At 73.4% G+C, this 26041-nt stretch carries 21 protein-coding genes; 12 read left to right on the top strand and 9 right to left on the bottom strand.

Translation table 11 applies throughout. From position 1 onward, the window contains the following. Positions 1 to 16: 16 nt before the first annotated feature. The 6 genes from trpC to lgt all read left to right on the top strand — a co-directional run bounded on the left by trpC (position 17) and on the right by lgt (position 5274). Positions 17 to 826, top strand: a complete 810-nt coding sequence (gene trpC, locus SACTE_RS07210) for an indole-3-glycerol phosphate synthase TrpC (protein WP_014045367.1) — start codon at positions 17 to 19, stop codon at positions 824 to 826. 35 nt (positions 827 to 861) lie between these two features. Then, on the top strand, positions 862 to 1041 hold the full coding sequence (locus tag SACTE_RS34895; protein WP_226995219.1) for a tryptophan synthase subunit(beta): 180 nt from the start codon (positions 862 to 864) through the stop codon (positions 1039 to 1041). A gap of 158 nt (positions 1042 to 1199) precedes the next feature. Continuing rightward, entirely contained in the window at positions 1200 to 2480 is a 1281-nt protein-coding gene (gene trpB, locus SACTE_RS07205; RefSeq protein ID WP_014045366.1) for a tryptophan synthase subunit beta, read from the top strand. Continuing rightward, on the top strand, positions 2477 to 3292 hold the full coding sequence (trpA, locus tag SACTE_RS07200; RefSeq protein WP_014045365.1) for a tryptophan synthase subunit alpha: 816 nt from the start codon (positions 2477 to 2479) through the stop codon (positions 3290 to 3292). Before trpB ends, trpA begins: the two co-directional genes overlap by 4 nt. A 75-nt stretch (positions 3293 to 3367) precedes the next feature. After that, on the top strand, positions 3368 to 4189 hold the full coding sequence (locus SACTE_RS07195; protein ID WP_014045364.1) for a thioredoxin domain-containing protein: 822 nt from the start codon (positions 3368 to 3370) through the stop codon (positions 4187 to 4189). Between the two features lie 101 nt (positions 4190 to 4290). Continuing rightward, positions 4291 to 5274, top strand: coding sequence for a prolipoprotein diacylglyceryl transferase (gene lgt, locus SACTE_RS07190; RefSeq protein WP_014045363.1), 984 nt, complete (start codon positions 4291 to 4293; stop codon positions 5272 to 5274). Positions 5275 to 5347: 73 nt separating this feature from the next. Here the strand turns inward: lgt and SACTE_RS07185 are convergent, their stop codons facing one another. From SACTE_RS07185 to SACTE_RS07155, 7 genes are read right to left on the bottom strand one after another with little or no spacing between them, the layout of a single operon-like run. Beyond that, a complete protein-coding gene (locus SACTE_RS07185; RefSeq protein WP_014045362.1) occupies positions 5348 to 6205 on the bottom strand; it encodes a CoA ester lyase in 858 nt (285 codons plus the stop codon). Next, on the bottom strand, positions 6202 to 7407 hold the full coding sequence (locus SACTE_RS07180; protein ID WP_014045361.1) for a CoA transferase: 1206 nt from the start codon (positions 7405 to 7407) through the stop codon (positions 6202 to 6204). Before SACTE_RS07180 ends, SACTE_RS07185 begins: the two co-directional genes overlap by 4 nt. Then, entirely contained in the window at positions 7404 to 8288 is an 885-nt protein-coding gene (gene rbsK, locus SACTE_RS07175; RefSeq protein ID WP_014045360.1) for a ribokinase, read from the bottom strand. The genes SACTE_RS07180 and rbsK overlap by 4 nt, the downstream gene beginning before the upstream one ends. Next, complete coding sequence (locus SACTE_RS07170; protein ID WP_014045359.1) at positions 8285 to 9652, bottom strand: ADP-ribosylglycohydrolase family protein; 1368 nt, start codon at positions 9650 to 9652, stop codon at positions 8285 to 8287. The genes rbsK and SACTE_RS07170 overlap by 4 nt, the downstream gene beginning before the upstream one ends. Further along, the gene (locus tag SACTE_RS07165) at positions 9649 to 10839 is read right to left on the bottom strand and encodes an ADP-ribosylglycohydrolase family protein (RefSeq protein ID WP_014045358.1); all 1191 of its coding nucleotides are present in this window, start codon (positions 10837 to 10839) and stop codon (positions 9649 to 9651) included. The genes SACTE_RS07170 and SACTE_RS07165 overlap by 4 nt, the downstream gene beginning before the upstream one ends. Further along, positions 10778 to 12121, bottom strand: coding sequence for an ADP-ribosylglycohydrolase family protein (locus SACTE_RS07160; RefSeq protein WP_014045357.1), 1344 nt, complete (start codon positions 12119 to 12121; stop codon positions 10778 to 10780). Before SACTE_RS07160 ends, SACTE_RS07165 begins: the two co-directional genes overlap by 62 nt. Continuing rightward, positions 12118 to 13299 (bottom strand): ADP-ribosylglycohydrolase family protein, encoded by a 1182-nt coding sequence (locus SACTE_RS07155; RefSeq protein WP_014045356.1) that lies wholly within the window; start codon positions 13297 to 13299, stop codon positions 12118 to 12120. The genes SACTE_RS07160 and SACTE_RS07155 overlap by 4 nt, the downstream gene beginning before the upstream one ends. A 264-nt stretch (positions 13300 to 13563) precedes the next feature. On the opposite strand from SACTE_RS07155, the gene SACTE_RS07150 reads away from it, so the two are divergent. The 3 genes from SACTE_RS07150 (at position 13564) to SACTE_RS07140 (ending at position 20690) form a co-directional block, all read left to right on the top strand. Beyond that, positions 13564 to 14298 carry a VIT1/CCC1 transporter family protein gene (locus SACTE_RS07150; RefSeq protein ID WP_014045355.1) on the top strand — a complete coding sequence of 245 codons (735 nt, stop codon included), beginning with the start codon at positions 13564 to 13566 and terminating at the stop codon, positions 14296 to 14298. Between the two features lie 379 nt (positions 14299 to 14677). Then, positions 14678 to 19237 carry a glutamate synthase large subunit gene (gene gltB / locus SACTE_RS07145; protein WP_014045354.1) on the top strand — a complete coding sequence of 1520 codons (4560 nt, stop codon included), beginning with the start codon at positions 14678 to 14680 and terminating at the stop codon, positions 19235 to 19237. Continuing rightward, positions 19230 to 20690, top strand: coding sequence for a glutamate synthase subunit beta (locus tag SACTE_RS07140; protein WP_014045353.1), 1461 nt, complete (start codon positions 19230 to 19232; stop codon positions 20688 to 20690). Before gltB ends, SACTE_RS07140 begins: the two co-directional genes overlap by 8 nt. 146 nt (positions 20691 to 20836) lie before the next feature. Here the strand turns inward: SACTE_RS07140 and SACTE_RS07135 are convergent, their stop codons facing one another. Continuing rightward, positions 20837 to 21751 carry a rhomboid family intramembrane serine protease gene (locus tag SACTE_RS07135; RefSeq protein ID WP_014045352.1) on the bottom strand — a complete coding sequence of 305 codons (915 nt, stop codon included), beginning with the start codon at positions 21749 to 21751 and terminating at the stop codon, positions 20837 to 20839. 238 nt (positions 21752 to 21989) lie between these two features. Here SACTE_RS07135 and SACTE_RS07130 point away from each other — a divergent pair, with 238 nt between their 5' ends. The 3 genes from SACTE_RS07130 to SACTE_RS07120 all read left to right on the top strand — a co-directional run bounded on the left by SACTE_RS07130 (position 21990) and on the right by SACTE_RS07120 (position 24864). Continuing rightward, positions 21990 to 22490 (top strand): pyridoxamine 5'-phosphate oxidase family protein, encoded by a 501-nt coding sequence (locus SACTE_RS07130; RefSeq protein WP_014045351.1) that lies wholly within the window; start codon positions 21990 to 21992, stop codon positions 22488 to 22490. A 336-nt stretch (positions 22491 to 22826) separates the two neighbouring features. Then, on the top strand, positions 22827 to 23030 hold the full coding sequence (locus tag SACTE_RS07125; protein ID WP_003969786.1) for a cold-shock protein: 204 nt from the start codon (positions 22827 to 22829) through the stop codon (positions 23028 to 23030). Between the two features lie 196 nt (positions 23031 to 23226). Then, a complete protein-coding gene (locus tag SACTE_RS07120; RefSeq protein ID WP_014045350.1) occupies positions 23227 to 24864 on the top strand; it encodes a DEAD/DEAH box helicase in 1638 nt (545 codons plus the stop codon). 128 nt (positions 24865 to 24992) lie between these two features. Here SACTE_RS07120 and SACTE_RS07115 read toward each other — a convergent pair whose 3' ends face one another. Next, entirely contained in the window at positions 24993 to 26003 is a 1011-nt protein-coding gene (locus tag SACTE_RS07115) for a questin oxidase family protein (RefSeq protein ID WP_014045349.1), read from the bottom strand. Positions 26004 to 26041: the final 38 nt, after the last annotated feature.

Genomic DNA, 26041 nt, shown 5'->3' with positions numbered 1-26041 from the left:
GAAGGGGGCCGCTCGCGTGAGTGTGCTCGACGAGATCATCGACGGCGTCCGCGCCGACCTCGCGGAGCGACAGGCGCGCGTCAGCCTCGACGAGCTCAAGGAACGCGCCGCGCGTGCTCCCCAGGCCAAGGACGGAGTCGCCGCGCTGCGCGGCGAGGGCGTGACCGTCATCTGCGAGGTCAAGCGCTCCAGCCCCTCCAAGGGGGCCCTGGCCGCCATCGCCGACCCGGCCGCGCTCGCCGCGGACTACGAGGCCGGCGGCGCGTCCGTCATCTCGGTCCTCACCGAGGAGCGCCGCTTCGGCGGATCGCTCGCCGACCTGGAGGCCGTCCGCGCCAAGGTCGACATCCCGGTCCTGCGCAAGGACTTCATCGTCACCTCGTACCAGCTGTGGGAGGCGCGCGCGTACGGCGCCGACCTCGCCCTGCTGATCGTCGCCGCCCTCGACCAGGAGGCCCTCGTCTCACTGATCGAGCGCGCCGAGTCGATCGGTCTCACTCCGCTCGTCGAGGCGCACGACGAGGAGGAGGCGGAGCGCGCCGTGGACGCCGGGGCGAAGATCATCGGTGTCAACGCGCGCAACCTGAAGGACCTCAAGGTCGACCGCTCCACCTTCGAGCGGGTCGCCCCGGAGATCCCCGACCACATCGTCAAGGTCGCCGAGTCCGGTGTCCGGGGACCGCACGACCTGATCGCGTACGCCAACGCCGGCGCCGACGCGGTGCTGGTGGGCGAGTCCCTCGTCACCGGCCGCGACCCCCGGGCCGCGGTCGCCGACCTGGTCGCCGCCGGCGCCCACCCCGCACTCCGGCACGGACGGGGCTGACCGGCACCGTGCCCACCGTCCGCCCCGCGCCCCGGATCGGGGGCCTGTGCTCCGCACCGGCCCCGGATCCGCACGCCCCCCTGGCACGCGGCTGCCGCCCTCGCGGCTGCCGCGCCCCTGCCCGGCGGGTGCACGGGCGGCGTGTGCGGTACGTCATCGGGGACGAGCCGGGACAGGTCAACGGCATGCGATGGCGCACGGGGTCCGCGCCGTAGCGAGCCCCGGCCGTCGCACCCCTCCCGGTGACCCACTCCCGGTCACCGGAAAGGTCCTGCACGCCCCACCACGCCGCCCCGTCCGGGCCGGCGTGGCGCTCCGCGCGCGGCGCATACGGTGAATCCATCCGCTGCACGCCCAAGGAGCACGCCCCACCATGACGTCCGACTTCTTCATCCCGGATCCCGAAGGTCTGATCCCCAGCGCCGAAGGCTATTTCGGCGCGTTCGGCGGCAAGTTCATCCCGGAGGCGCTGGTCGCCGCCGTGGACGAGGTGGCCGTCGAGTACGACAAGGCCAAGGCCGACCCCGCCTTCGCCGCCGAGCTCAACGCGCTGATGGTCGACTACACCGGCCGGCCCAGCGCGCTGACCGAGGTCCGGCGCTTCGCCGAGCACGCCGGGGGAGCCCGGGTCTTCCTCAAGCGCGAGGACCTGAACCACACCGGCTCCCACAAGATCAACAACGTACTCGGCCAGGCCCTCCTCACCCGCCGCATGGGCAAGACCCGGGTCATCGCGGAGACCGGAGCCGGCCAGCACGGCGTCGCCACGGCCACCGCCTGCGCCCTCTTCGGGCTCGAATGCACCATCTACATGGGCGAGATCGACACCGAGCGGCAGGCGCTGAACGTGGCGCGGATGCGGATGCTCGGCGCCGAGGTCGTCGCCGTGAAGTCCGGCTCCAGGACCCTCAAGGACGCCATCAACGAGGCGTTCCGCGACTGGGTCGCCAACGTCGACCGCACGCACTACCTCTTCGGCACCGTCGCGGGACCCCACCCCTTCCCCGCGATGGTCCGCGACTTCCACCGTGTGATCGGCGTCGAGGCCCGCCGCCAGATCCTCGAACGGGCCGGCCGTCTGCCGGACGCCGCCATCGCCTGCGTCGGCGGCGGCTCCAACGCCATCGGCCTCTTCCACGCCTTCATCCCCGACGCGGGCGTCCGGCTCGTCGGCTGCGAGCCGGCCGGGCACGGCGTGGAGACCGGCGAGCACGCGGCGACCCTCACCGCGGGCGAGCCCGGCATCCTGCACGGCTCCCGCTCCTACGTCCTCCAGGACGACGAGGGCCAGATCACCGAGCCGTACTCCATCTCGGCCGGTCTGGACTACCCGGGCATCGGCCCGGAGCACGCCTACCTCAAGGACGTCGGACGCGGCGAGTACCGCGCGGTGACCGACGACGCCGCCATGCGGGCCCTGCGGCTGCTGTCCCGCACCGAGGGCATCATCCCGGCCATCGAGAGCGCGCACGCGCTGGCCGGAGCCCTGGAGGTCGGGAAGGAGCTCGGCACCGACGGACTGATCCTGGTCAACCTGTCCGGCCGGGGCGACAAGGACATGGACACCGCCGCCCGGTACTTCGGCCTGTACGACGGCGCCGACGCGGTCGTCGAGGCCGACGTGGCCGACGGAGACGTGGAGGTCACCAAGTGAGCGGCAACCGGGAACTGCTGAGTACGACCCTGGCGAAGGCGGCCTCCGAGGACAGGGCGGCGCTCATCGCCTACCTGCCCGGCGGCTTCCCGACCGTCGACGGCGGCATCGCGGCGGTCAAGGCCGCCGTCGCGGGCGGCGCCGACGTCATCGAGGTGGGCCTGCCGCACAGCGACCCGGTGCTCGACGGACCGGTCATCCAGACCGCCGACGACATCGCGCTGCGCGGCGGCGTCAGGATCGCCGACATCATGCGCACCGTCCGGGAGGCGTACGAGGCGACGGGGACCCCGATCCTCGTCATGACGTACTGGAACCCGATCGACCGCTACGGCGTGGAACGCTTCACCGCCGAGCTCGCCGAGGCGGGCGGCGCCGGGTGCATCCTGCCCGACCTGCCCGTCCAGGAGTCCGCGCTGTGGCGCGAGCACGCCGAGAAGCACTCCCTGGCCACCGTCTTCGTCGTCGCGCCGAGCAGCAAGGACGAGCGGCTCGCGGAGATCACGGCCGCCGGCTCCGGCTTCGTCTACGCCTCGTCCCTGATGGGCGTCACCGGTACCCGGGAGTCCGTCGGCGAGCAGGCCCAGGAGCTCGTGCGGCGCACCCGCGCCACCAGGGGCGAGCTGCCCGTCTGCGTCGGCATCGGGGTCTCCACCCGCGAGCACGCACGACAGGTCGCGGGCTTCGCCGACGGGGTGATCGTCGGCTCGGCCTTCGTCAAGCGGATGCTGGACGCGCCGGACGAGGCCGCGGGCCTGGAAGCCGTCCGCGCGCTGGCGGGCGAACTCGCCGAAGGTGTTCGAAAGCGCTGAGCAAGATCGTCACCCGTATGGGTGGACCTGGGACCGGGGAGGCGCTGAGGCGCCTCCCCGGTTCGTTTGTGCGGTGTGAGCGAGAACCAAGAGCCGAAGAGGGCCGCGCGAGAGCGGCTCGCCCAGCAGCGTGAGCTGGACCGGGCACGCGAGCGCCGCCGCCGTACGCTGATCGTCGCGACCGCCGTCGTGGGCGTGCTGGCGCTGGCCGCCGTCGTGGGCCTGATCGCCGCCAACGCGGGCAAGGACGACCCGGACACCGAGGCCGGGCCGGCGGTCACCCCGTCCGGCGCGACCGGGAAGGACGGCCTGGCCCTCCAGGTCGGCGCCGACGACGCCCCGTCCACGCTCACCATCTGGGAGGACTTCCGCTGCCCGGTCTGCGCCCAGTTCGAGAACGCCTTCCGGGACACGATCACGGACCTGGCCCGGAGCGGGCAGATCAAGGTGGAGTACCACCTGGCCACGATCATCGACGGCAACCTCGGCGGGAGCGGCTCCCTGCGCGCCGCCAACGCGGCCGCCTGCGCCCAGGACGTCGGCAGGTTCGCCCCGTACCACGACGTCCTCTACCGCAACCAGCCCGCCGAGACCGACGACGCCTTCGGCAGGAACAGCAAGCTGATCGAGCTGGCGCGGGGCGTGGACGGCCTGGACACACCGGCCTTCCGCGGCTGCGTGGAGGACGGCACGCACGACAGCTGGGTCAGGAAGTCCAACAAGGCCTTCTCCGAGGGCGGCTTCCAGGGGACACCGACCGCGCTGCTCAACGGCGAGTCGGTCTTCCCGAAGAAGGGGGACGAGCAGATCTCCGTCGCCAACCTCAAGAAGTGGGTGGCCGACGCGAACAAGGGCAAGAAGCCGGGCACGGTGGGGGCGAGTCCGTCGGGATCCTGAGGCCGGGGGCGGAGGGGTCGCCCTGACGGGGGGCTCGTTACGCAGAAGTTGCCGGACGGCTTGCCGTAGGTCCGGTCCGGCAGGGTAGCGTCGACCCCGTCATGAACCTTGCCTACATTCCCAGCCCGTCGACCGGCGTGATCGAGCTCGGCCCGATCCCGCTCCGCGGCTACGCGTTCTGCATCATCATCGGTGTCTTCGTCGCCGTCTGGTTCGGCAACAAGCGCTGGATCGCCCGGGGCGGCAAAGCCGGCACCGTCGCCGACATCGCCGTCTGGGCGGTCCCGTTCGGCCTCGTCGGTGGCAGGCTCTACCACGTCATCACCGACTACCAGCTGTACTTCAGCGACGGTGAGAACTGGGTCGACGCCTTCAAGATCTGGCAGGGCGGCCTCGGCATCTGGGGAGCGATCGCGCTCGGCGCCGTCGGTGCCTGGATCGGCTGCCGCCGCCGGGGGATCCCGCTGCCGGCCTGGGCCGACGCGCTCGCGCCCGGCATCGCCTTCGCCCAGGCGATCGGCCGCTGGGGCAACTGGTTCAACCAGGAGCTGTACGGCAGGCAGACCGACGTGCCGTGGGCGCTGAAGATCAGCGAGGGCTCGAACCGGGTCGCGGGCACCTACCACCCGACCTTCCTCTACGAGTCCCTGTGGTGCGTCGGCGTCGCCCTCCTGGTCATCTGGGCGGACCGCCGCTTCAAGCTCGGACACGGCCGGGCGTTCGCGCTCTACGTCGCCGCGTACTGCGCGGGCCGCGGATGGATCGAGTACATGCGGGTCGACGAGGCGCACCACGTGCTGGGCCTGCGGCTCAACGTGTGGACGGCGATCGTCGTCTTCGTGCTCGCGGTCGTGTACATCGTGGTCTCGGCGAAGGTGCGCCCCGGCCGCGAGGAGATCGTCGAGCCGGCCGCGGTGGCCCTGTCCAAGGACACCGAGGACACCGAGGACGGCGGGAACGGCGAGGCCGACGACGCCGAGGCCGACAGCGACGGCTCCGGGACGCGGACCGCCGCCGGTGACGCGGCCGCGAAAGAGCCGGAGGACGACGCGGGCGTCGCCCCGCAGACAGCCGAGAAGAGCTGACCCACTCTCCCCGAGGCGGGCCGGACCGGTGCGACACGCACGGTCCGGCCCGCTTTCCGCCGTCCCGGCGGCGTCAGCCCTCGCGGCCGGCCAGGGTCAGGGTCCGGCGTGCCGCGGCCACCACCGCCGCGTCCACGAAGCGCCCGTCCGGCAGCGCCAGCGCCCCCTCCTCGGTACGGGCCGCGGCCACGACCTGCTCCGCCGCCTCGACCTCCTCGGCCGTGGGCCGGAACGCCCGCTCGATGACCGGCAGCTGCCGGGGATGGATCGCGGCCCGGCCGAGCAGGCCCAGCCGCCGGCCGTGCGCGCACGAGGCCCGGAGCCCCGACAGGTCCCGGACGTCCGGGAACACCGACATCACGGGCGGGTCCAGCCCGGCCGCCCGGGCGGCGACCACCACACGGCCGCGCGGCCAGTCCAGCCCGGCGTCGTCCCGTACCCCCAGGTCGGCCCGCAGGTCCGCCTCGCCCAGGGCGATGCCCCGCACATCGGGGTGGGCCCCGGCGATCGCGTACGCGTGCTCCACGGCCAGCGCCGACTCCAGCAGCGGATACAGGGGCACCCCGGGGGCCAGCTCCGCGACCCGGCGCACCGAAGCGGCGTCGGTGACCTTGGGGACCCTCAGCCCGGCCGGTCCCGGCAGCCCGGCCAGGGCCCGTACGTCGGCGTCGCCGTGGACCCGGACGTGCACGGGCACCGCCGACGGGTCCGCCCTGGCCGGGTCCGCGAGGAGTTCGGCGGTGGCCGCCCTGGCGTACTCCCTGCGGTCCGGCGCGACCGCGTCCTCCAGGTCGACGATCACCACGTCCGCGCCGGCGCCGAGCGCCTTGCGCACCACGGCGGGCCGGTCCCCGGGCACGTACAGCCAGGTCAGCGCCACCGCCGTCCGCGTCCCCGTGGCCGCCGCGCGGGTCAGCGGCGGGCTGCTCACAGGGCCCCCTCGGCGCGCAGGGCCGCGATGCGCGACGGCACGAGACCCAGCTCCGTCAGGATCTCCTCCGTGTCCGCGCCGTGCGGCCTGCCCGTCCAGCGGATCGCCCCGGGCGTCTCCGAGAGCCGGAACAGGACGTTCTGCATCCGCAGCGGCCCCAGCTCCGGGTCGTCGACCTCGGTGACCGAGTCCAGGGCCCGGTACTGGGGGTCCTCCATCACGTCCCGTACGTCGTGGACGGGGGCGATCGCCGCCTCGGCCTTCTCGAACGCGGACACCGCCTCGTCCCGGGTGCGCCGGGCGATCCAGTGGCCGACGGCCTCGTCGAGCTCGTCGGCGTGCTCGGCGCGGGTGGTCCCCGCCGCGAACCACGGCTCGTCGATCAGCTCCGGCCGGCCCACCAGCCGCATCACGCGCTCCGCGACCGACTGGGCCGAGGTGGAGACGGCCACCCAGTGGCCGTCCGAGGTCCGGTAGGTGTTGCGCGGGGCGTTGTTGCGGGACCGGTTGCCGGTGCGCGGCTGGACGTAGCCGAGCTGGTCGTACCAGAGCGGCTGCGGGCCCAGCACCGTCAGGATCGGCTCGATGATCGCCAGGTCGACCACCTGCCCCCGTCCGGTGCGCTCCCGCCCGGACAGGGCCGCCATCACCGCGTACGCCGTCGCCAGCGCCGCGATCGAGTCGGCGAGTCCGAACGGCGGCAGGGTCGGCGGACCGTCCGGCTCCCCGGTCACGGCGGCGAAGCCGCTCATCGCCTCGGCCAGCGTGCCGAAGCCCGGCCGGTGCGCGTACGGGCCGAACTGGCCGAAGGCGGTGACCCGGGCCAGCACCAGCCGGGGGTTGACGGCGCTCAGCTCGTCCCAGCCCAGGCCCCAGCGCTCCAGCGTCCCGGGCCGGAAGTTCTCCACGACCACGTCCGCGCCGGCGGCCAGTTCGAGCAGGACCTCCCGGCCGCCCGGGGAGGACAGGTCGAGCGTCATCGTCCGCTTGTTGCGGCCCAGCAGTTTCCACCACAGGCCGATCCCGTCCTTCGCCGGCCCGTGCCCGCGCGAGGGGTCCGGCCGGCGCGGGTGCTCGACCTTGACGACCTCCGCGCCGAAGTCGCCCAGCAGGGTGGCCGCGAGCGGCCCGGCGAACAGCGTGGCGAGGTCGAGGACCCGCAGGCCTTCCAGGGGCGCGGTCGGCGTGGTCGGCGCGTTCACGCGGCATCGATCTCGCTGCGGTACGGCATCGACGAGGAGGCCCCGGGTCTCTGCACGCAGAGCGCCGCCGCCGACGAGGCCCAGGCCAGCGCCTCCGGGACGGCCCGGCCCTCGCCCAGTGCCACGGCCAGGGTGCCGACGAAGGTGTCCCCGGCGCCGGTCGTGTCGACGGCGGTGACCTCGGGAGCGGGGAACGGGATCGTCTCGCCGCCCCGTGCCGCGTACAGGCAGCCCTTGCGGCCGAGTGTGATCACGACCTCCGGGACCTGGCGGAGCAGGATCTGTGCGGCGGCGTGCGGGTCGTCGTACCCGGAGAGCGCGGCGGCCTCGTGCTCGTTGGGGATCAGCAGGTCGACCGCGTCCAGGAGTTCGGCCGGCAGGGGCTGGACGGGGGAGGGGGTGAGGATCGTGCGGACGCCCAGCGACCGTGCCGCCCGCGCCGCTTCGGTCACCACACGCAGCGGGAGTTCCAGCTGGAGGAGGAGCAGCCCGGCGGCCGCGATGGCGGCGTGCTCGCCCGGGCCGAGCGTGGTGACGGTGCCGTTGGCGCCGGGGACCACCACGATCGCGTTGGAGCCCTCGTCGTCGACGACGATGTGCGCCGTGCCGCTGGGGCCCGCCACGGTGTGCAGCAGGTCCGTGTCGATGCCCGCGTGCTCCAGGGTGGTCCGAAGCCGCGATCCGTACTCGTCGGTGCCGACCGCGCCGATCATCACGACCTCCCCGCCGGCGCGGGCCGCCGCGAGGGCCTGGTTGGCCCCCTTGCCGCCGGGCACGGTCCGGAACTCGCGTCCGGTGACGGTCTCCCCGCGCCCGGGTGCCCGGGCGACGTAGGCGACCAGGTCCATGTTGGTGCTGCCGAGCACCGCGATCGCTGTCATGGGCGGCGTACCTCCTGGTGGGTCAGTCCGGCGAGGGTGTCGAAGCCGACGGCTTCGAAGCCGGGCACGGATGTGGCGAGGCGGTTCTTGAGCGGGGCCGTCCAGTGCTCGGGCAGTGCGGCGGGCCGGCCGGCCAGCAGGCCCGCGAGTGAGCCGGCCGTGGCCCCGTTGGAGTCGGTGTCCCAGCCGCCCGAGACCGCCGCGCAGACCGAGCGGCCGAAGTCGCCGTCCGCGTGGGTGAGGGCGGCGGCCAGCAGCGCCGCGTTGGGCAGCACGTGCACCCAGTGGTGGGTGTCCCCGTAGACGGCGTGCAACCGGTCCACGACGAGGTCGAAGTCCCGCTCCGCGCGGGCCGCCTCGATCCCGAGGCGCACCGCGTGCGCGTACCGGGAGCGGGGCGGCACCACCCGCAGCCCGGCCGCCAGGCAGCCGTGGACGTCCGTCTCGCCCCCGGCGGCCTCGGCGAGCGCGGCGGCGGTGAACATCGCCCCGTACACCCCGTTGCCGGTGTGGGTGAGCACCGCGTCCCGGTAGGCCTGTTCGGCGGCGCCGGCCGGGTCGGCCGGGTGGGTCCAGCCGTGCACGTCCGCCCGGATCTGGGCGCCGATCCACTCGCGGAACGGATTGCGCCGCCGGGCCGTGAGCGGCGGCTCGACCCCGTCGAGCAGATTGCGGTACGCGACGCGCTCGGCGGTGAAGACCCGTCCCGCCGGCAGTGTGGCCAGCCAGAGCCCGGCGACGTCGTCCGTGGTGAAACCGTGGCCATGGCGTCGGAGCAACAGCAGGGCCAGCACAGGGAAGTTGAGGTCGTCGTCCTCCGGCATGCCGTCGATGTTCTCGGCCAGCGAGGTGGCCGCCGAGCGGCGGTTCCACGGATAGGCGGCGGCCAGTCCGTCCGGCAGCCCGCGGGCGGTGAACCAGGTGGCCAGCGGCCAGTTGCCGGTGGCCCCGGCCAGCGCCCGGATGCCCGCCAGGGGCAGCTTCTCGACCGGTTTGCCGAGCAGGCAGCCGGCGGCCCGGCCCAGCCAGGCGGCGTGCAGCCGTTCGGGGCCGAGGGTCACCGGCCGGGTCCTGGGCGCCGGCCATCGCGGGCACGCGGCCCGGATCGCCGCCAGGTCCGTCGGCTCGTCCCGCGCCAAGGGGCTCTCGACGGAATCGAGTTCGTCCAGCAACCGCTCGGCCAGCGCCCGTAGCTCCGGGGAGGCGGGGACCTCCGACGCCCCGGCGCGCTCCGGGGCGGGGGCGCCGCCGGCCGCGTACCAGCGCCGTTCGACGTCACCGGCGTCCCGGCCGTCCTGGGCCGCCTGCCGCAGTTCGTGGCCCACCAGGTCCTCGGGCTGCGCCCAGGTCAGCCGTACGGTCATCGCGGGCCGGCCAGTTCGGCGAACGCCGACTCGTGGGCCCGGCGTCGGGCCGTGTCCCGGACGAAGACCTCGCGGGCCACCTCGGTCAGGGTCCGCGCCGGTGCGTGCAGGTCGAGGCGGCTGGCGTCGGCGACCGTCTTCACCCAGGCGTCCGGGATCGGGGCCTCGCCGTGCAGCGCGCCCGCGAGGGCCCCGCTCATCGTCGCGATCGAGTCGCAGTCCCGGCCGTAGTTGACCGAACCGAGCACCGCGTGCCGGTAGTCGCCCCCGGAGACCAGCAGCATGCCGAGCGCGACGGGCAGTTCCTCGATCGCGTGCAGCCGGGACGGCCGCCGGGCACCCAGCGAGGGCTCGCGGTAGTCCGGGCCGACCGTGTCGAAGGGGGCGACGGCGGCCCGCAGCGGTGCGAGCGCCGACTCGAAGTCCGAATGGTGGGCGGCGACTTCGCACACCGCCTCGATCGCCGAGCGGGTGCCGTCCTTGGCGAGCGCCAGACAGGTCTCGACGACGGACGCGGGCGTCGCACCGGGCGCGCAGGCGGCCGCGACCCCGGCTGCGAGGACCCCGGCCGCCTCCCGCCCGTACGAGGACTGGTGGGCCCCCGCCACGTCCAGCGCCTCCGCGTACGCCGCCTCGGGATGCGCGGCGTTCACCAGGCCGACCGGCGCCATGTACATCGCCGCCCCGCAGTTGACGATGTTCCCGGAGCCCGCCTCGCGCGGATCGGCGTGGCCGTAGTGCAGCCGGGTGACGATCCACTTCTCGGCGAGGAAGATCCGCTGGAGGGGCAGCGCCTCGGCCTCCAGCTCCGGGATCCAGCGCGGCCGGGACATCAGATCGGGCACGAGGTGGTCGGCGACCGCGTACGCGTCGAGGTGGTCGCGCACGGTGGCGTACACCCGCACCAGCGCATGGGTCATCAGGGTGTCGTCGGTCACGTGGCCGTCACCCTTGTGGTACGGGGCGATGGGGCGCGCGGTGCGCCAGCCGTCGCCGTACCAGGGGCCGACGACGCCGGTCACCCGGCCGCCGTGCCGCTCGGCGATCTGCTCCGGGGACCAGCCCTCGACGGGGCCGCCGAGCGCGTCGCCGACCGCCGCCCCGACCAGGGCGCCGGTGACGCGTTCATCCAGGGTGGGCGTCGTGGTGGTGTCCGGCTCGGCCACTGTGGACGTTTTGGATGTCATGTCGGAATTGTCCACCCGGGGCGGCCGGTTCCGTGGCTGCAAGCGACCCGGCGAGTTCGATGAGATCGGTCCCGGCGAGGCGCGGCAGCGCACAGCCCGCCAGAGTGCGGCAGGCCTCCCGCCAGCCCGCCGGGACGGTGCCCGTCCCGCCCAGTGCGCCGGTCAGCGCGCCGGCGAGGGCGGGCGCGGAGTCGGCGACCCGTGAGAGGCAGGCCGCCGCGGGCACGGCCTGGGCGATCTCGCCGCGGGCGGCGGTCGTCAGGGCGAGGGCGACCGGCACGGTCTCGGCGGCGGCGATCCCGTAGCTGTAGACGTGGTCGACGATCTGGTGCTCCAGCACCGGGACCAGGGCGAAGGCCCCGGCCGGTTCCCCCGTGAACTCCCGGGCCAGCCGCACCGCGTGGGTCGCGTTGCGGGCGATCTCCGTCCCCTCGGGCAGCTGTGCGAGCGCGGCGTCCACCACGGTGTCGACGTCCGCCCCCGCGAGCGCCTCGGCGACCGCGGCGGCGACCGCGCGGGCGCCGTGCACCCCGTCACCGTCCTGGGTGTAGCGGGCGTCGAACTCCGCGAGCCCGGCGGCGGACGCCGGGTCCCCGGGGTGGACGACCGCCAGGACGGCGGCCCGGACACACGCGGCGTCGTCGAAGTAGTGCGGGTTGTCGTGTCCGGAGGCCGGCGGGCGCAGCCCCGCGGCGAGGTTGCCGAGCCCGGCGCGTACGGAGATCCGCGCGCGCAGCGGCAGCACGGCGGACTCGACCTCGGGGGCCCGGGCACCGGCGGCGGCGACCTGCGCGGCCAGCGCGTTCCAGGACCGGTCGATCGCGTCCCGCATCCGGCGACCGGGCGGGAGGCCGGGCGTGTGGCCGACCGCGGCGGCCAGCACGGTCCCGGCCGTGAACGCGGCCCACTCGGCGTCGTCCGAGGGGCCGAGCCGGAGCGGCTCGGGGGGCTGGTTCAGCGCGATCGGCACGGGGAGGGTGGTGGTCGCGTTCTGCTCGGCGAAGGTGTCGAGCTCACGGGTGAGCCGCCTGGTCCACTCGGGCATCCGCGCCGCCCGGTGCCGTGCGGCCGGCCACCCGGCGGCGTCCCCGGCCGCCAGACCCAGCAGCAGCCCCTCGACCCGGGCCGCCCGGCCCGGGGCGGTGCGCGCCCGCGCGACGCCGACGGCCGGTCCGGCAGAGGCGCGCATCGCGTCCCGGCCGGACCTGACCGGCCGGGACGCCGTCCCGGAAGCGGTGGCGGTGCGGCCGGCCGGGCGGTCGGGTGCCGCCGGGCCGCTCATCGGGTCGCCCCCGGGGCGGTGGCCGGCACGGCCCGTACACCGTCGGCCTGCTCGTGCTCCGAGAGCCCCGCGGGCCCCGGTGGCTCGGCGGCCGTACCGGGTGGCGCGCTCCGCGCGTCGTCCGCGTCGTCGGGCGTCAGCAGCTCAGCGATGTCCAGTACGTGGTAGCCCCGCATCGACGGCAGGCAGCTGCCCCGCACCGGTCCGATCGCCGACGCCCATTCCTCCGGGATCGCCGAGATCCCGTGCAGGGCGCCGGCCAGCGCACCGGCCACCGCGGCCGTCGTGTCGGCGTCCCGGCCCATGTTCACGGCCGTCAGCACCGCCGTACGGAAGTCGCCGCGCGCCGCCGTGAACGCGCCGAAGGCCAGGCCGACCGCCTCCGGAGCCAGGTCCGTCCACGGGTAGCCGCCGATCACCACCGCCGAGCGCACCGCGCGTTCCCCCGTCGGCCGGTCCGGATACGAACGCTGCGCGGCGGTGACCGCGCGGCGCAGCGAACGCGCCGTCCAGGAGTCCATCGGCACGACCGACAACGCGGCGGCCACCACCGACGCCGGGCCCGCGCCGACCATCGCGGCGGCCACCCCGGCCGCCACCGCCTGGCCGCCGTAGATGCCCTCCCCCTCGTGGCTGACCCTGCCGTCCACCGCCACCAGCCGGGCCGCCTCCATCGGCCGCCCCGCCGCGAATACGCCGAACGGCGCGGCCCGCATCGCCAGCCCGTCGCTCCAGGCGTGCCGGTGCTGGGCCGAGATCGGCGCGGCGAGCCCGCGCCGCAGGTTCTCCAGCGTGCCGCGCTCGCTGAACCCGGCGCCCCGGAACGGCCCCTCGTCCAGGTCCGCGATCCAGTGGTGCCAGGCCCGCTCCACGTGGGAGACCGTCAGCGCCGAACCGTGCCGGGCCAGCAGCAGCCCCGAGAAGATCGCGTACTCGGTGTCGTCCGTCCCCGCCGGATCGTCGCTGACGAAGCCCGTGACGCGGCCCCAGCGCCGGCGGATCTCGGACGGCCGCATGTTCTCCGCCGGGGCGCCGAGCGCGTCCCCCACCGCGAGCCCGAGCAGCGCGCCCCGCGCCCGGTCCGCGATCCCGGGGGACGCGCCCTCGCCGTGTCCGGCCGGCCCGCCGGGCCGGGTGCTCCGACGGGGCACCGTCCGGCTGTCCGTCTTCCGCTCCATCCGCGTCGACCTCCCGCTCGCGCCGCGCCGTCCACCGGGGCCCGACGGCCTGCCCGGACCCCCTGTGCGATGTGTCCCACGCGGCGCCGCCCTCCTGGCGTACGACCCCGGTAAAAGGCCCGCACGGGGGACGCCGCCGAGGGGGCACGGAACGGGGTAAGTACGGCCTTCCTTGCTGGCGGGAGGCGTTTTTCGTGCGTACTTTCGATCGTGTTGAACGGGGGTGGGACGTACGGAGCCCGCCCCCGGGAGGAGGGGAGAGACGTGACCGTCATCGAGACCGGCGCCGTCCTGCACGAGGCGCACCGCGACAACCACACCCACCGCGACGTGAACGGCGGCTGGCTGAGGCCCGCGGTGTTCGGGGCCATGGACGGACTCGTCTCCAACCTGGCCCTCATGACGGGCGTCGCGGGAGGAGCGGTCTCCCAGCAGACCATCGTCATCACCGGCCTCGCCGGACTGGCCGCCGGTGCGTTCTCCATGGCGGCCGGCGAGTACACCTCCGTCGCCTCGCAGCGCGAGCTCGTCGAGGCCGAGCTCGCCGTCGAACGCCGTGAGCTGCGCAAACACCCCATGGACGAGATGGAGGAGCTCGCCGCGCTCTACGAATCCCGCGGTGTGGAGCCCGCGCTCGCCCGGGAGGTGGCGCGGCAGCTGTCCAAGGACCCGGAACAGGCGCTGGAGATACACGCCCGCGAGGAGCTGGGCATCGACCCCGGCGACCTGCCCTCACCGCTCGTCGCGGCCGTGTCGTCCTTTGGCGCCTTCGCGCTGGGCGCCCTGCTCCCCGTACTGCCCTACCTGCTCGGCGCCACCGTGCTGTGGCCCGCCGTGCTCCTCGCGCTGGCCGGCCTCTTCGGCTGCGGGGCGGTCGTGGCCCGGGTCACCGCGCGCACCTGGTGGTTCAGCGGGCTGCGCCAACTGGTCCTCGGCGGGGCGGCCGCCGCGATCACCTACGGTCTGGGCACCCTGTTCGGCGTCGCGGTCGGCGGCTGACGGACCGCCGCGCACCGCGCGGGATGTGACGTACGTCGTGGCGCACGCCACTGGGCGGACGGGGGAGTGGGCCGTAAAATGAGACGCTATGCAGTGCTACACATAAGTAGCCATTACTCGGCGGTTTCAATTCGATGACCGCTGGGAAAGAGCCGTAGACACCGCAGGCAACGACGCCTGCTCTCTGCGGTCTCCCGGACAGCCATCCACAGGATCGTCCGGTCGCGACCCCCTCCACCACGAGTCCGTGGTGTCCGCATGTTGGAACGGCCTATCCGCTTTTTGAGAAGCGTTCCATCATGTAACCTGCACGAAATTTCGCAGAGGGCCAACGTCGTCCCTCGGCACAGCACATGCCACGACGACGACGGGAGAGCCGATGCGTTCCGACGCCTGGTCGCCCATGGACGGTCGCCCCGCCCAGCAGGGGATGTACGACCCCCGTAACGAGCACGACGCCTGCGGCGTCGGGTTCGTGGCCACTCTGACCGGTGTGGCCAGCCATGAGCTGGTCGAGCAGGCGCTGACCGTACTGCGCAACCTCGAACACCGCGGCGCCACCGGATCCGAGCCCGACTCGGGCGACGGCGCCGGCATCCTTCTGCAGGTCCCGGACGCCTTCCTCCGTGAAGAGGCCGCGTTCGAGCTCCCCGAGGCCGGCTCGTACGCCGTCGGCATCGCCTTCCTGCCCGCGGACGACTCCACGCAGTCCGTCCAGCGGATCGAGAAGATCGCCGACGAGGAGGGCCTCGACGTCCTCGGCTGGCGCCAGGTCCCGGTCACCCCGGACATCCTCGGCAAGGGCGCCCGCGCCACCATGCCCGAATTCCGGCAACTCTTCGTCGCCGACGGCACGAGCACCGGCATCGCGCTGGACCGCAAGGCGTTCGCCCTGCGCAAGCGCGCCGAGCGCGAGGCCGGGGTGTACTTCCCCTCGCTCTCCGCCCGCACGATCGTGTACAAGGGCATGCTCACCACCGGGCAGCTGGAGCCGTTCTTCCCGGACCTCTCCGACCCCCGCTTCGCCACCGCCGTCGCCCTGGTCCACTCGCGGTTCTCGACCAACACGTTCCCGAGCTGGCCGCTCGCACACCCGTACCGTTTCGTCGCGCACAACGGCGAGATCAACACGGTCAAGGGCAACCGCAACTGGATGAAGGCCCGCGAGTCCCAGCTGGCCTCCGGACTCTTCGGCGAGGCCGCGCTCGACCGGATCTTCCCCGTCTGCACCCCGGACGCCTCCGACTCCGCGTCCTTCGACGAGGTCCTGGAACTCCTCCACCTCGGCGGCCGCTCGCTGCCGCACTCGGTGCTGATGATGGTCCCCGAGGCCTGGGAGAACCACGCCTCCATGGACCCGGCCCGGCGCGCCTTCTACCAGTACCACTCCGCGATGATGGAGCCCTGGGACGGCCCGGCCTGCGTCACCTTCACCGACGGCGTCCAGGTCGGCGCGGTCCTCGACCGCAACGGCCTGCGCCCCGGCCGCTACTGGGTCACCGACGACGGACTCGTCGTGCTCTCCTCCGAGGTCGGCGTCCTGGACATCGACCCGGCCAAGGTCGTCCGCAAGGGCCGCCTGCAGCCCGGCCGGATGTTCCTCGTCGACACCGCCGAGCACCGCATCATCGAGGACGACGAGATCAAGGCGTCCCTCGCCGCCGAGCAGCCCTACGCCGAGTGGCTGGAAACGGGCGAGATCGAGCTCGGAGACCTCCCCGAGCGCGAGCACATCGTCCACACCCACGCCTCCGTCACCCGCCGCCAGCAGACCTTCGGCTACACCGAGGAAGAGCTCCGCGTCATCCTCGCCCCGATGGCCCGCACCGCCGGCGAGCCGCTGGGCTCCATGGGCACGGACTCGCCGATCGCGGCGCTCTCCGAGCGCCCCCGGCTGCTCTTCGACTACTTCACCCAGCTCTTCGCGCAGGTCACCAACCCGCCGCTGGACGCCATCCGCGAGGAGCTCGTCACCTCGCTGCGCTCCGTGCTCGGCCCCCAGGGCAACCTCCTGGAGCCGTCCGCCGCGTCCTGCCGCAGCGTCGCCCTGCCCTTCCCGGTCATCGACAACGACGAGCTGGCCAAGCTCATACACATCAACGCCGACGGCGACATGCCGGGAATGAAGGCCGCCACCCTTGCCGGCCTCTACCGCGTCGGCGGCGGCGGTGACGCGCTGGCCGCCCGGATCGAGGAGATCTGTACCGAGGTCGACGCCGCCATCGAGGACGGCGCCCGCCTCGTCGTCCTGTCCGACCGGCACTCCGACGCCGAGCACGCGCCGATCCCCTCGCTGCTGCTCACCTCGGCCGTCCACCACCACCTCATCCGCACCAAGCAGCGCACCCAGGTGGGCCTGCTGGTCGAGGCCGGCGACGTACGCGAGGTCCACCACGTCGCGCTGCTGATCGGCTACGGCGCCGCCGCGGTCAACCCGTACCTGGCGATGGAGTCCGTCGAGGACCTCGTCCGGGCCGGCACCTTCATCGAGGGCATCGAGGCCGAGCAGGCCATCCGCAACCTCATCTACGCGCTCGGCAAGGGCGTCCTGAAGGTCATGTCCAAGATGGGCATCTCGACCGTCGCCTCCTACCGAGGCGCCCAGGTCTTCGAGGCCGTCGGCCTCGACGAGGCCTTCGTCGCCCAGTACTTCAACGGCACCGCCACCAAGATCGGCGGCGCCGGACTCGACGTCGTCGCCAAGGAGGTCGCCGCCCGGCACGCCAAGGCGTACCCCGTCTCCGGCATCTCCGCCTCGCACCGCGCGCTGGAGATCGGCGGCGAGTACCAGTGGCGCCGCGAGGGCGAACCGCACCTGTTCGACCCCGAGACGGTCTTCCGCCTCCAGCACGCCACCCGCAACCGCCGGTACGACATCTTCAAGAAGTACACGGGCCGGGTCAACGAGCAGTCCGAGCGCCTCATGACGCTCCGCGGCCTGTTCGCGCTGAAGAGCGACCGCGAGCCGATCCCCCTCGACGAGGTCGAGTCCGCCGCGGAGATCGTCAAGCGCTTCTCCACCGGCGCCATGTCGTACGGCTCCATCTCCCAGGAGGCGCACGAGACCCTCGCCATCGCCATGAACCAGCTGGGCGGCAAGTCCAACACCGGTGAGGGCGGCGAGGACGCCGAGCGCCTGTACGACCCGGCGCGCCGCTCCTCCATCAAGCAGGTCGCCTCCGGACGCTTCGGTGTGACCAGCGAATACCTGGTCAACGCGGACGACATCCAGATCAAGATGGCGCAGGGCGCCAAGCCCGGCGAGGGCGGCCAGCTGCCCGGCCACAAGGTCTACCCGTGGGTCGCCAGGACCCGGCACTCCACGCCGGGCGTCGGCCTGATCTCGCCCCCGCCGCACCACGACATCTACTCCATCGAGGACCTGGCCCAGCTGATCCACGACCTCAAGAACGCCAACCCGGCGGCCCGCATCCACGTGAAGCTGGTCTCCGAGGTCGGCGTCGGCACGGTCGCGGCCGGTGTCTCCAAGGCCCACGCGGACGTCGTCCTGATCTCCGGCCACGACGGCGGCACGGGCGCCTCCCCGCTCACCTCGCTCAAGCACGCGGGCGGCCCCTGGGAGCTCGGCCTCGCCGAGACCCAGCAGACCCTGCTGCTCAACGGCCTGCGCGACCGCATCGTCGTCCAGACCGACGGCCAGCTCAAGACCGGCCGCGACGTCGTCATCGCCGCGCTCCTCGGCGCCGAGGAGTTCGGTTTCGCGACCGCGCCGCTCGTCGTCTCCGGCTGCGTCATGATGCGCGTCTGCCACCTGGACACCTGCCCGGTCGGCATCGCCACCCAGAACCCCGTCCTGCGGGACCGGTTCTCCGGCAAGGCCGAGTACATCGTCAACTTCTTCGAGTTCATCGCCGAAGAGGTCCGCGAGATCCTCGCCGAGCTCGGCTTCCGCACCATCGAGGAGGCCGTCGGCCACGCCGAACTCCTCGACACCGAGCGGGCCGTCACGCACTGGAAGGCCCAGGGACTCGACCTCGGGCCCCTCTTCCACGTGCCCGACCTCCCCGAGGGCGCCGTCCGCCACCGCGTCAACGACCAGGACCACGGCCTGTCCAGGGCCCTGGACAACGAGCTCGTCAAGCTCGCCGCCGACGCGCTGGGCGCCGAGAGCGCCGAGAGTGCCCAGCCGGTCCGCGCCCAGATCGCCATCCGCAACATCAACCGCACCGTCGGCACGATGCTCGGACACGAGGTCACCAAGAAGTTCGGCGGTGCGGGCCTGCCCGAGAACACCATCGACATCACCTTCACCGGCTCCGCGGGCCAGTCCTTCGGCGCCTTCGTCCCGCGCGGTGTGACGCTGCGCCTGGAGGGCGACGCCAACGACTACGTCGGCAAGGGCCTCTCCGGTGGCCGCGTCGTCGTCCGCCCCGACCGCGGCGCCGACCACCTCGCCGAGTACTCCACCATCGCCGGGAACACCATCGGCTACGGCGCCACCGCAGGCGAGCTGTTCCTGCGCGGACGCACCGGCGAACGCTTCTGCGTCCGCAACTCCGGTGCCACCGTCGTCTCCGAAGGCGTCGGCGACCACGGCTGCGAGTACATGACCGGCGGCCACGCCGTCGTCCTCGGCGAGACCGGGCGGAACTTCGCCGCCGGCATGTCGGGCGGCATCGCCTACGTCATCGACCTCGACCTCGACAACGTCAACACCGGCAACCTCGGCGCCGTCGAGACCCTCGACGACACCGACCGGCAGTGGCTGCACGACGTCGTGCGCCGCCACCAGGAGGAGACCGGGTCCACGGTCGCCGAGAAGCTGCTGGCCGACTGGGACACCGCCGTGGCCCGGTTCAGCAAGATCATCCCGTCCACGTACAAGGCAGTGCTCGCCGCCAAGGACGCCGCTGAGCTCGCCGGTCTCTCCGAGCAGGAGACCACCGAGAAGATGATGGAGGCGGCGACCAATGGCTGACCCCAAGGGCTTTTTGACCACGGGCCGCGAGGTCGCACAGACCCGCCCCGTCGGCGAGCGCGTCAAGGACTGGAACGAGGTCTACGTTCCGGGCTCGCTGCTCCCGATCGTCAGCAAGCAGGCGGGCCGCTGCATGGACTGCGGCATCCCGTTCTGCCACCAGGGCTGCCCGCTCGGCAACCTCATCCCCGAGTGGAACGACTTCGCCTACCGCGAGGACTGGTCGGCCGCGTCCGAGCGCCTGCACGCCACGAACAACTTCCCGGAGTTCACCGGGCGGCTGTGCCCGGCCCCCTGCGAGTCGGCGTGCGTGCTCGGCATCAACCAGCCGCCCGTCACCATCAAGAACGTCGAAGTCTCCATCATCGACAAGGCGTGGGACAACGGCGACGTCACCCCGCAGCCGCCCGAGCGCCTCTCCGGCAAGACCGTCGCCGTCATCGGCTCCGGCCCCGCCGGACTGGCCGCCGCCCAGCAGCTCACCCGGGCCGGCCACACGGTCGCCGTCTACGAGCGCGCCGACCGCATCGGCGGCCTGCTCCGCTACGGCATCCCCGAGTTCAAGATGGAGAAGTCGCACATCAACCGCCGCATCGAGCAGATGCGCGCGGAGGGCACCAAGTTCCGCACCGAGACCGAGGTCGGCCGCGACATCGACGCCGCGAAGCTGCGCCGCCGCTACGACGCGGTCGTCATCGCCGCCGGTGCCACCGTCTCCCGCGACCTGCCGGTCCCGGGCCGCGAGCTGAACGGCGTGCACTTCGCCATGGAGTACCTGCCGCTCGCCAACAAGGTGCGGGAGGGCGACCTGACGGTCTCCCCGATCACCGCCGAGGGCAAGCACGTCGTCGTCATCGGCGGCGGCGACACCGGCGCCGACTGCGTCGGCACCGCCCACCGGCAGGGCGCGGCCTCCGTCACCCAGCTGGAGATCATGCCGCAGCCGGGCGCGGAGCGGAACGCCAACCAGCCCTGGCCGACCTTCCCGATGCTCTACAAGGTCACCTCCGCGCACGAGGAGGGCGGCGAGCGGCTCTACTCCGTCTCCACCACCCACTTCGAGGGCGACGAGGACGGCAACGTCCAGGCGCTGCACCTGATCGAGGTGGAGTTCAAGGACGGCAAGCTGGAGCAGAAGCCCGGCACCGAGCGGCGCATCCCCGCCCAGCTCGTCACCCTGGCCATGGGCTTCACCGGCACCGACCAGGCCAACGGCCTCGTCCAGCAGTTCGGCCTGGAGCTCGACGCGCGCGGCAACATCGCGCGGGACGAGGACTACGCGACCAACGTCGAGGGCGTCTACGTCGCCGGCGACGCCGGACGCGGCCAGTCCCTCATCGTCTGGGCCATCGCCGAGGGCCGCTCCGCCGCACGCGGCGTGGACCGCTTCCTCACCGGCGGCAGCGCGCTGCCGGCCCCCATCCGCCCGACGGACCGTTCTCTGATGGTCTGACCCGGGTCACACGGACGTCCCGTACAACGGCGTACGGAACTGAACGCGGCGCCCGCCTCGTCCCCGACCAAGGACCAGCGGGCGCTGCGGCGTGTCCGGGCGCCCTGACGGCCCCCAGGCGCTTCAGGAGGGGGTACGGGCCCCCGTCAGGCGGCCCCGGTCAGCGCGGCCGTCCGTACGGCCACCACCACACCCAGCAGTGCCACCAGGACCACCCCGCCCGCCAGCTGCATCGCGGAGGTGCGCAGCCTCGCCGGGGCGTAGGCCAGCCCGTACGTCACCAGGCCGCCCGTCAGCAGACCGCCGAGGTGGCCCTCCCACGAGGTGAACGCCGCGGAGATCACCATCCACAGCAGGAATCCGGCCATGAAGCGGTTGACCGCCTGCATGTCCCGGCCCAGCCGCCGGTTGATCACGTAGAACGAGGCGGCGAGACCGAAGACCGCCCCCGAAGCGCCGACCGCCGTCGTCTCCGGCGACACCAGGTACACCAGCACCGAACCGCCCACCGCCGACAGCAGGTACAGCGCCAGGTACCGGGCCCGGCCGAGCTGGCCCTCCACGACCCGGCCCAGGTTCCAGAGCGCGAACATGTTGAACACCAGGTGCATGACCCCGAACGACGTGTCGGGCGGCAGGTGCAGGAACGCCCCGGTCAGCAGCCGGTACCACTCTCCGTCGGCCACCCCGGTCAGCTCGTACCCGGGGTAGGTGCCGCCCTCGTAGTAGTACTGCCCGCCCGCCGGGTCGACCAGCACCGCACCGAGCATCCCGAACCGGTCCACCGTCTCCGAGCGGACCACCTCGACGACGTACGCCAGGATGTTCAGCGCCATCAGCGCATACGTCACCACCGGGGCCGCCGCCCTCGGCACCGCGCCGCCGAACAGCGACCGCGCCTGGCGCACCGAGCTCCGGCCTTCCTTCACGCACTCCACGCAGTGGTGGCCGACCGCGGCCTCGCGCATGCAGTCGGGGCAGATGTAGCGGTCGCAGCGTGTGCACCGCACGTACGTCTCGTACGACGGGTGGCGGTAGCACGTGGTGGCGGCGGCCTCCATGGCCGGCTCCTTCATTCGTGGACGGGCAGCAGAGGCCGCGGCGGGCGGCGGCGCTCAAGATAGCGAACACCGGTGACCCGAGGCGCACCTGGGTCGGCCGGGCACCCGCGGCCGGCCGGCGCGGGGCGCCGTCCCCCGTGTGCCTCGGGTCGGGGATACCCACGGCGGCGCGGGGCCGGCTGACGACGCGCCGGAAAAGGGGACAGGAGGTGTCGGGATTACCGGGTTCCATGGGTGCATGACGACGAGTTCGTGGAAAGACTTCCGCGCGGAGCAGCCGGCCTTCGCCGACACCGTGCGGGAACGGTTCCGGCAGTACCGGCACCACGTCCTGGCGACCCTGCGCAAGGACGGATCGCCCCGGGTCACCGGGTTGGAGGCGTCGTTCGGGCGGGGCGAGCTGTGGCTCGGCATGATGCCGAACTCCCGCAAGGCCCTGGACCTGCGCCGCGACCCGCGCTTCGCCCTCCACGCCAACCCCGGGCCCGGCGCGGAGATGGCCGACGGCGACGTCCGGGTGTCCGGCCGGGCGGTCGAGGTGACCGACCCCGCCGTGCTGGCCCGCTTCGTCGAGGACACCTCGCCGCCGGAGCCCTTCCTGCTCTTTCGCGCCGAGCCCGACGAGGTGGTCCGCACCGGGCTCGACGGCGACGAGATCGTCCTCCAGGTGTGGCGGCCCGGCCGGCCGCTGCGCACCCTGCGCCGGACGGGGGACGACAGGCCGCCGCGTGAGGAGTGACACGCGGCGGTGCGGACCGACGCGGCGGGACGCCCGGTCCCCGCCCTCTCCGCCGCCGCAGGTCAGAGCCCCTTCTGCCGCGGTTCCACGCGGCGGGGGCGGGCCCGCCCGCATCCCTTCCGGAAGATCGGGGCGTCATGATCCACCGCAGACGGCCAGAACGTGCTACGGTTGCCGAGTTGCAGTTTTGGTACCCATGAACATTATGTGCGCCTGACGGGAACTTCCTTCAGGCGCTTTATTGTTTTCCGGCTTTCTCCGGATGGGGCTCAATGCGGCGACTTGGAATCCGTAAAGTGCGGATTTCCGGCACTGCACCTCTTTTAGGAGAATGACATGGCTACTGGAACCGTGAAGTGGTTCAACTCGGAAAAGGGCTTCGGCTTCATCGAGCAGGACGGCGGCGGCGCCGACGTCTTCGCCCACTACTCCAACATCGCCACCTCGGGCTTCCGTGAGCTCCAGGAGGGCCAGAAGGTCTCCTTCGACGTCACGCAGGGCCAGAAGGGCCCGCAGGCGGAGAACATCGTCCCGGCCTAATCTCCGGACGCGTACCTCGCAGCCGGGGCTCGCACCTTCACGGTGCGGGCCCCGGTTTGTGCTGTTTCCGGCTCACTCCGTACCCGGCGTCTCCGTACCCGGGGACAACTGCTCCGTGCTCGCATCCTGGGGCGCACATCAAGCAGTCCGCTGCAGTCGGCAGAAACCCAGGAATCCCCCAGGAGGGCAATTCCGTATGACCCGTTTCGAACGCCAGGACCGACCGACCCGCAACCGCCCCGTCAAGGGCCGCGGCACCGACCGGTCGCAGCAGAACCCCCGGGGAGCCGGCCGCGGCGCGCCCCGCCGCAAGTCCGTACCCGCCCAGGGCGGCGAGTTCGCCCTGCCCGAGACCCTCACCCCCGCGCTGCCCGCCGCCGACACGTTCGACGCGCTGGACATGCCGGGCGCGCTGCTGAAGACCCTCGCCGCGCAGGGGGTGACCGAGCCGTTCCCGATCCAGGGCGCCACCCTGCCGAACTCGCTGGCGGGCCGCGACATCCTCGGCCGCGGCCGTACCGGCTCCGGCAAGACCCTCGCCTTCGGCCTGGCGCTGCTCGCCCGTACCGCCGGCCGCCGCGCCCAGCCGCACGCCCCGCTGGCCATGGTCCTCGTCCCCACCCGCGAGCTCGCCCAGCAGGTGACCGACGCGCTGACGCCGTACGCGACCTCCGTGAACCTGCGCGTCGCCACCGTCGTCGGCGGCATGTCGATCAGCCGCCAGGCCGGATCGCTGCGCCGGGGCGCCGAGGTGCTCGTCGCCACGCCGGGCCGGCTCAAGGACCTCATCGAGCGCGGCGACTGCCGTCTCGACGAGGTCACCGTCACGGTGCTCGACGAGGCCGACCAGATGGCCGACATGGGCTTCATGCCGCAGGTCGTCGCCCTGCTCAAGCAGGTCGAGCCGGACGGACAGCGGATGCTGTTCTCCGCGACCCTCGACAAGAACATCGACCGGCTGGTCAAGATGTTCCTCACCGACCCGGTCGTGCACTCCGTCGACCCGTCCGCGGGCGCCGTCACCACCATGGAGCACCACGTGCTGCACGTGGCGGACGAGACGGACAAGAAGGCCGTCGCCACCAGGATCGCCGCCCGGGAGGGCCGGGTGATCATGTTCGTGGACACCAAGCGCGCCGCCGACCGCTTCGCCAAGCGGCTGCTCGCCAGCGGTGTGCGCGCCGCGGCCCTGCACGGCGGCAGGTCCCAGCCGCAGCGCAACCGGACCCTGGACCAGTTCAAGAACGGCCAGGTCACCGCGCTGGTCGCGACGAACGTGGCGGCACGCGGCATCCACGTCGACGACCTGGACCTGGTCGTCAACGTGGACCCGCCGACCGACCACAAGGACTACCTCCACCGCGGCGGACGCACCGCCCGCGCCGGGGAGTCCGGCAGCGTCGTCACCCTGGTGCTTCCGGAGGAGAAGCGGGAGATGACTCGGCTGATGGCGGACGCGGGCATCGCGCCGCGCACCACCCGGATCAAGTCCAGCGACGAGGAGCTCAGCCGGATCACGGGCGCCCGTGAGCCGTCCGGCGTCGCCGTCGTCGTCGAGGTGCCGCAGCCGACGCAGCCGGCGCCGCGCGCCCGCGGCGGGGCCGCCGGTGCGGCCGGCGCGCCCCGCTCGGGCAGCCGGGGCCGGGGACGCCGCCGCACGGGCACGGGTACCGGAGCGGCCGGAGGCGCCACGCAGGGCGGCGGCGCCCGAGGGGGCTCGGGCGCCGGTGCCACGCGCGGTGGCGCGGCACGCGGTGGTGCGGGCGGCACCGCCCGCCGGGCCGGTTCCGGCCGCGCCGACGGCGCGCCCGCGCGTGGCCGCCGGGCCGCCTGACCCGCCACGCGGACGGCCGATGACGGCCCGGAGGACCTGACCCGTCTCGGGGCAGGTCCTCCGGGCCGTTTCGGTGCCTCCCTTGACGGAAGGCCCCGGTGACGGGAGACGGCGGGGGAGCGGCGCTCTCAGCGCAGCGGTTCGCTCAGCTCGACGGAGCGCAGCGCCGCCGCCAGGGCCCGGTCGTCGCCGACGTCCAGGGCCGTGTCGGTCAGCTTGATGACGTGCTCGTCGCCGTGCGCCAGGGCCCGTTCGAAGACCTCCTCCGGACCGAAGGTGCCCGGCGCGGTGTACACGACCGGCGTGTTGGGCGCGTACATGGCTGTCACGGCCGCGGACGCCGTCCACGTGGCCCGCAGGCTCGGCACCCACAGCCGCCGGGGGAGCGCGGGCAGGGTCCGCAGGACCGCGTTCGGTGCCGTGGCGGCGTGCACCAGCATCGTCGCGTCGCCGTGGCCGTGGGTGGCGTACCGGTGGGTGGCCGCCCGCACCAGTTCGGCCAGGTGCCGCCGAGCCGCATCCGGGTCCGAGACCGACGCCGCCCACACCGGCAGGCTCCTGACCCGGCCCAGGCGGTCGGGGAAGCCCCCCTCCCGTACGGCGAGGGGCGGCACCGCGTCGAGGGCGGCGGCGGCGCTGTCGGCGCCGGGCAGCGGCTCCAGGTCCGCGACCGGCCGGTGGCGCGCGGCCCAGTAGCCCAGGCCGTGGGCGAGCTCGGCCAGCCGCGGCCCGGTGGGCTCGCCCGCCAGCAGGGTACGGACGGCGTGGCCCACCCGGATCACCGGATGCGTCGACCCTCCGTACATGCCGGGCAGGAGGCGGGGCCACCAGCGGGTGAGCACCTCGCGCCAGGGCTGCTCGGCGATCTCGTGCCCGAAGTGGCCGATCCAGTCGGCGGCGCGGCGCGGATCACCGAGGGCGCCGCGCCAGTTCTCCGCCGTGACCGCTTCCAGGCCGGGCGGGAACTCCTCCAGCTTGTCCGCGTAGGTGTCGAGCCAGCGGTGCACGGACCGCCCCTGCCCGTGCGAGGCGAGGGCCTCGACCGCCATCGGCGCGTGGTTGGTGAGGCGTCCGAGCCGTTCCGGGCCCCAGTGGTGCAGTCGTAGGAGTGCCTCGTCGAGGGTGCCTGACGTATCCATGGCCGAGACGCTAGGCCGCGCGGCGCCGCCGTGTAACG

It is taken from the genome of Streptomyces sp. SirexAA-E (assembly GCF_000177195.2).
Taxonomy (GTDB): domain Bacteria; phylum Actinomycetota; class Actinomycetes; order Streptomycetales; family Streptomycetaceae; genus Streptomyces; species Streptomyces flavovirens.
The sequence above is the reverse complement of the archived record's forward strand: the minus strand, read 5'-3'. Positions and strand labels throughout refer to the sequence as shown.

Coding starts and splice junctions, on each gene's coding strand:
- SACTE_RS07115 (WP_014045349.1), bottom strand. CDS start 26,003: ATGGATACGTCAGGCACCCTCGACGAGGCACTCCTACGACTGCACCAC.
- SACTE_RS07160 (WP_014045357.1), bottom strand. CDS start 12,121: ATGAGCGGCCCGGCGGCACCCGACCGCCCGGCCGGCCGCACCGCCACC.
- SACTE_RS07130 (WP_014045351.1), top strand. CDS start 21,990: ATGACGACGAGTTCGTGGAAAGACTTCCGCGCGGAGCAGCCGGCCTTC.
- SACTE_RS07120 (WP_014045350.1), top strand. CDS start 23,227: ATGACCCGTTTCGAACGCCAGGACCGACCGACCCGCAACCGCCCCGTC.
- SACTE_RS07170 (WP_014045359.1), bottom strand. CDS start 9,652: ATGACCGTACGGCTGACCTGGGCGCAGCCCGAGGACCTGGTGGGCCAC.
- SACTE_RS07135 (WP_014045352.1), bottom strand. CDS start 21,751: ATGGAGGCCGCCGCCACCACGTGCTACCGCCACCCGTCGTACGAGACG.
- lgt (WP_014045363.1), top strand. CDS start 4,291: ATGAACCTTGCCTACATTCCCAGCCCGTCGACCGGCGTGATCGAGCTC.
- SACTE_RS07140 (WP_014045353.1), top strand. CDS start 19,230: ATGGCTGACCCCAAGGGCTTTTTGACCACGGGCCGCGAGGTCGCACAG.
- SACTE_RS07125 (WP_003969786.1), top strand. CDS start 22,827: ATGGCTACTGGAACCGTGAAGTGGTTCAACTCGGAAAAGGGCTTCGGC.
- rbsK (WP_014045360.1), bottom strand. CDS start 8,288: ATGACAGCGATCGCGGTGCTCGGCAGCACCAACATGGACCTGGTCGCC.
- SACTE_RS07165 (WP_014045358.1), bottom strand. CDS start 10,839: ATGACATCCAAAACGTCCACAGTGGCCGAGCCGGACACCACCACGACG.
- trpB (WP_014045366.1), top strand. CDS start 1,200: ATGACGTCCGACTTCTTCATCCCGGATCCCGAAGGTCTGATCCCCAGC.
- SACTE_RS07155 (WP_014045356.1), bottom strand. CDS start 13,299: ATGGAGCGGAAGACGGACAGCCGGACGGTGCCCCGTCGGAGCACCCGG.
- gltB (WP_014045354.1), top strand. CDS start 14,678: ATGCGTTCCGACGCCTGGTCGCCCATGGACGGTCGCCCCGCCCAGCAG.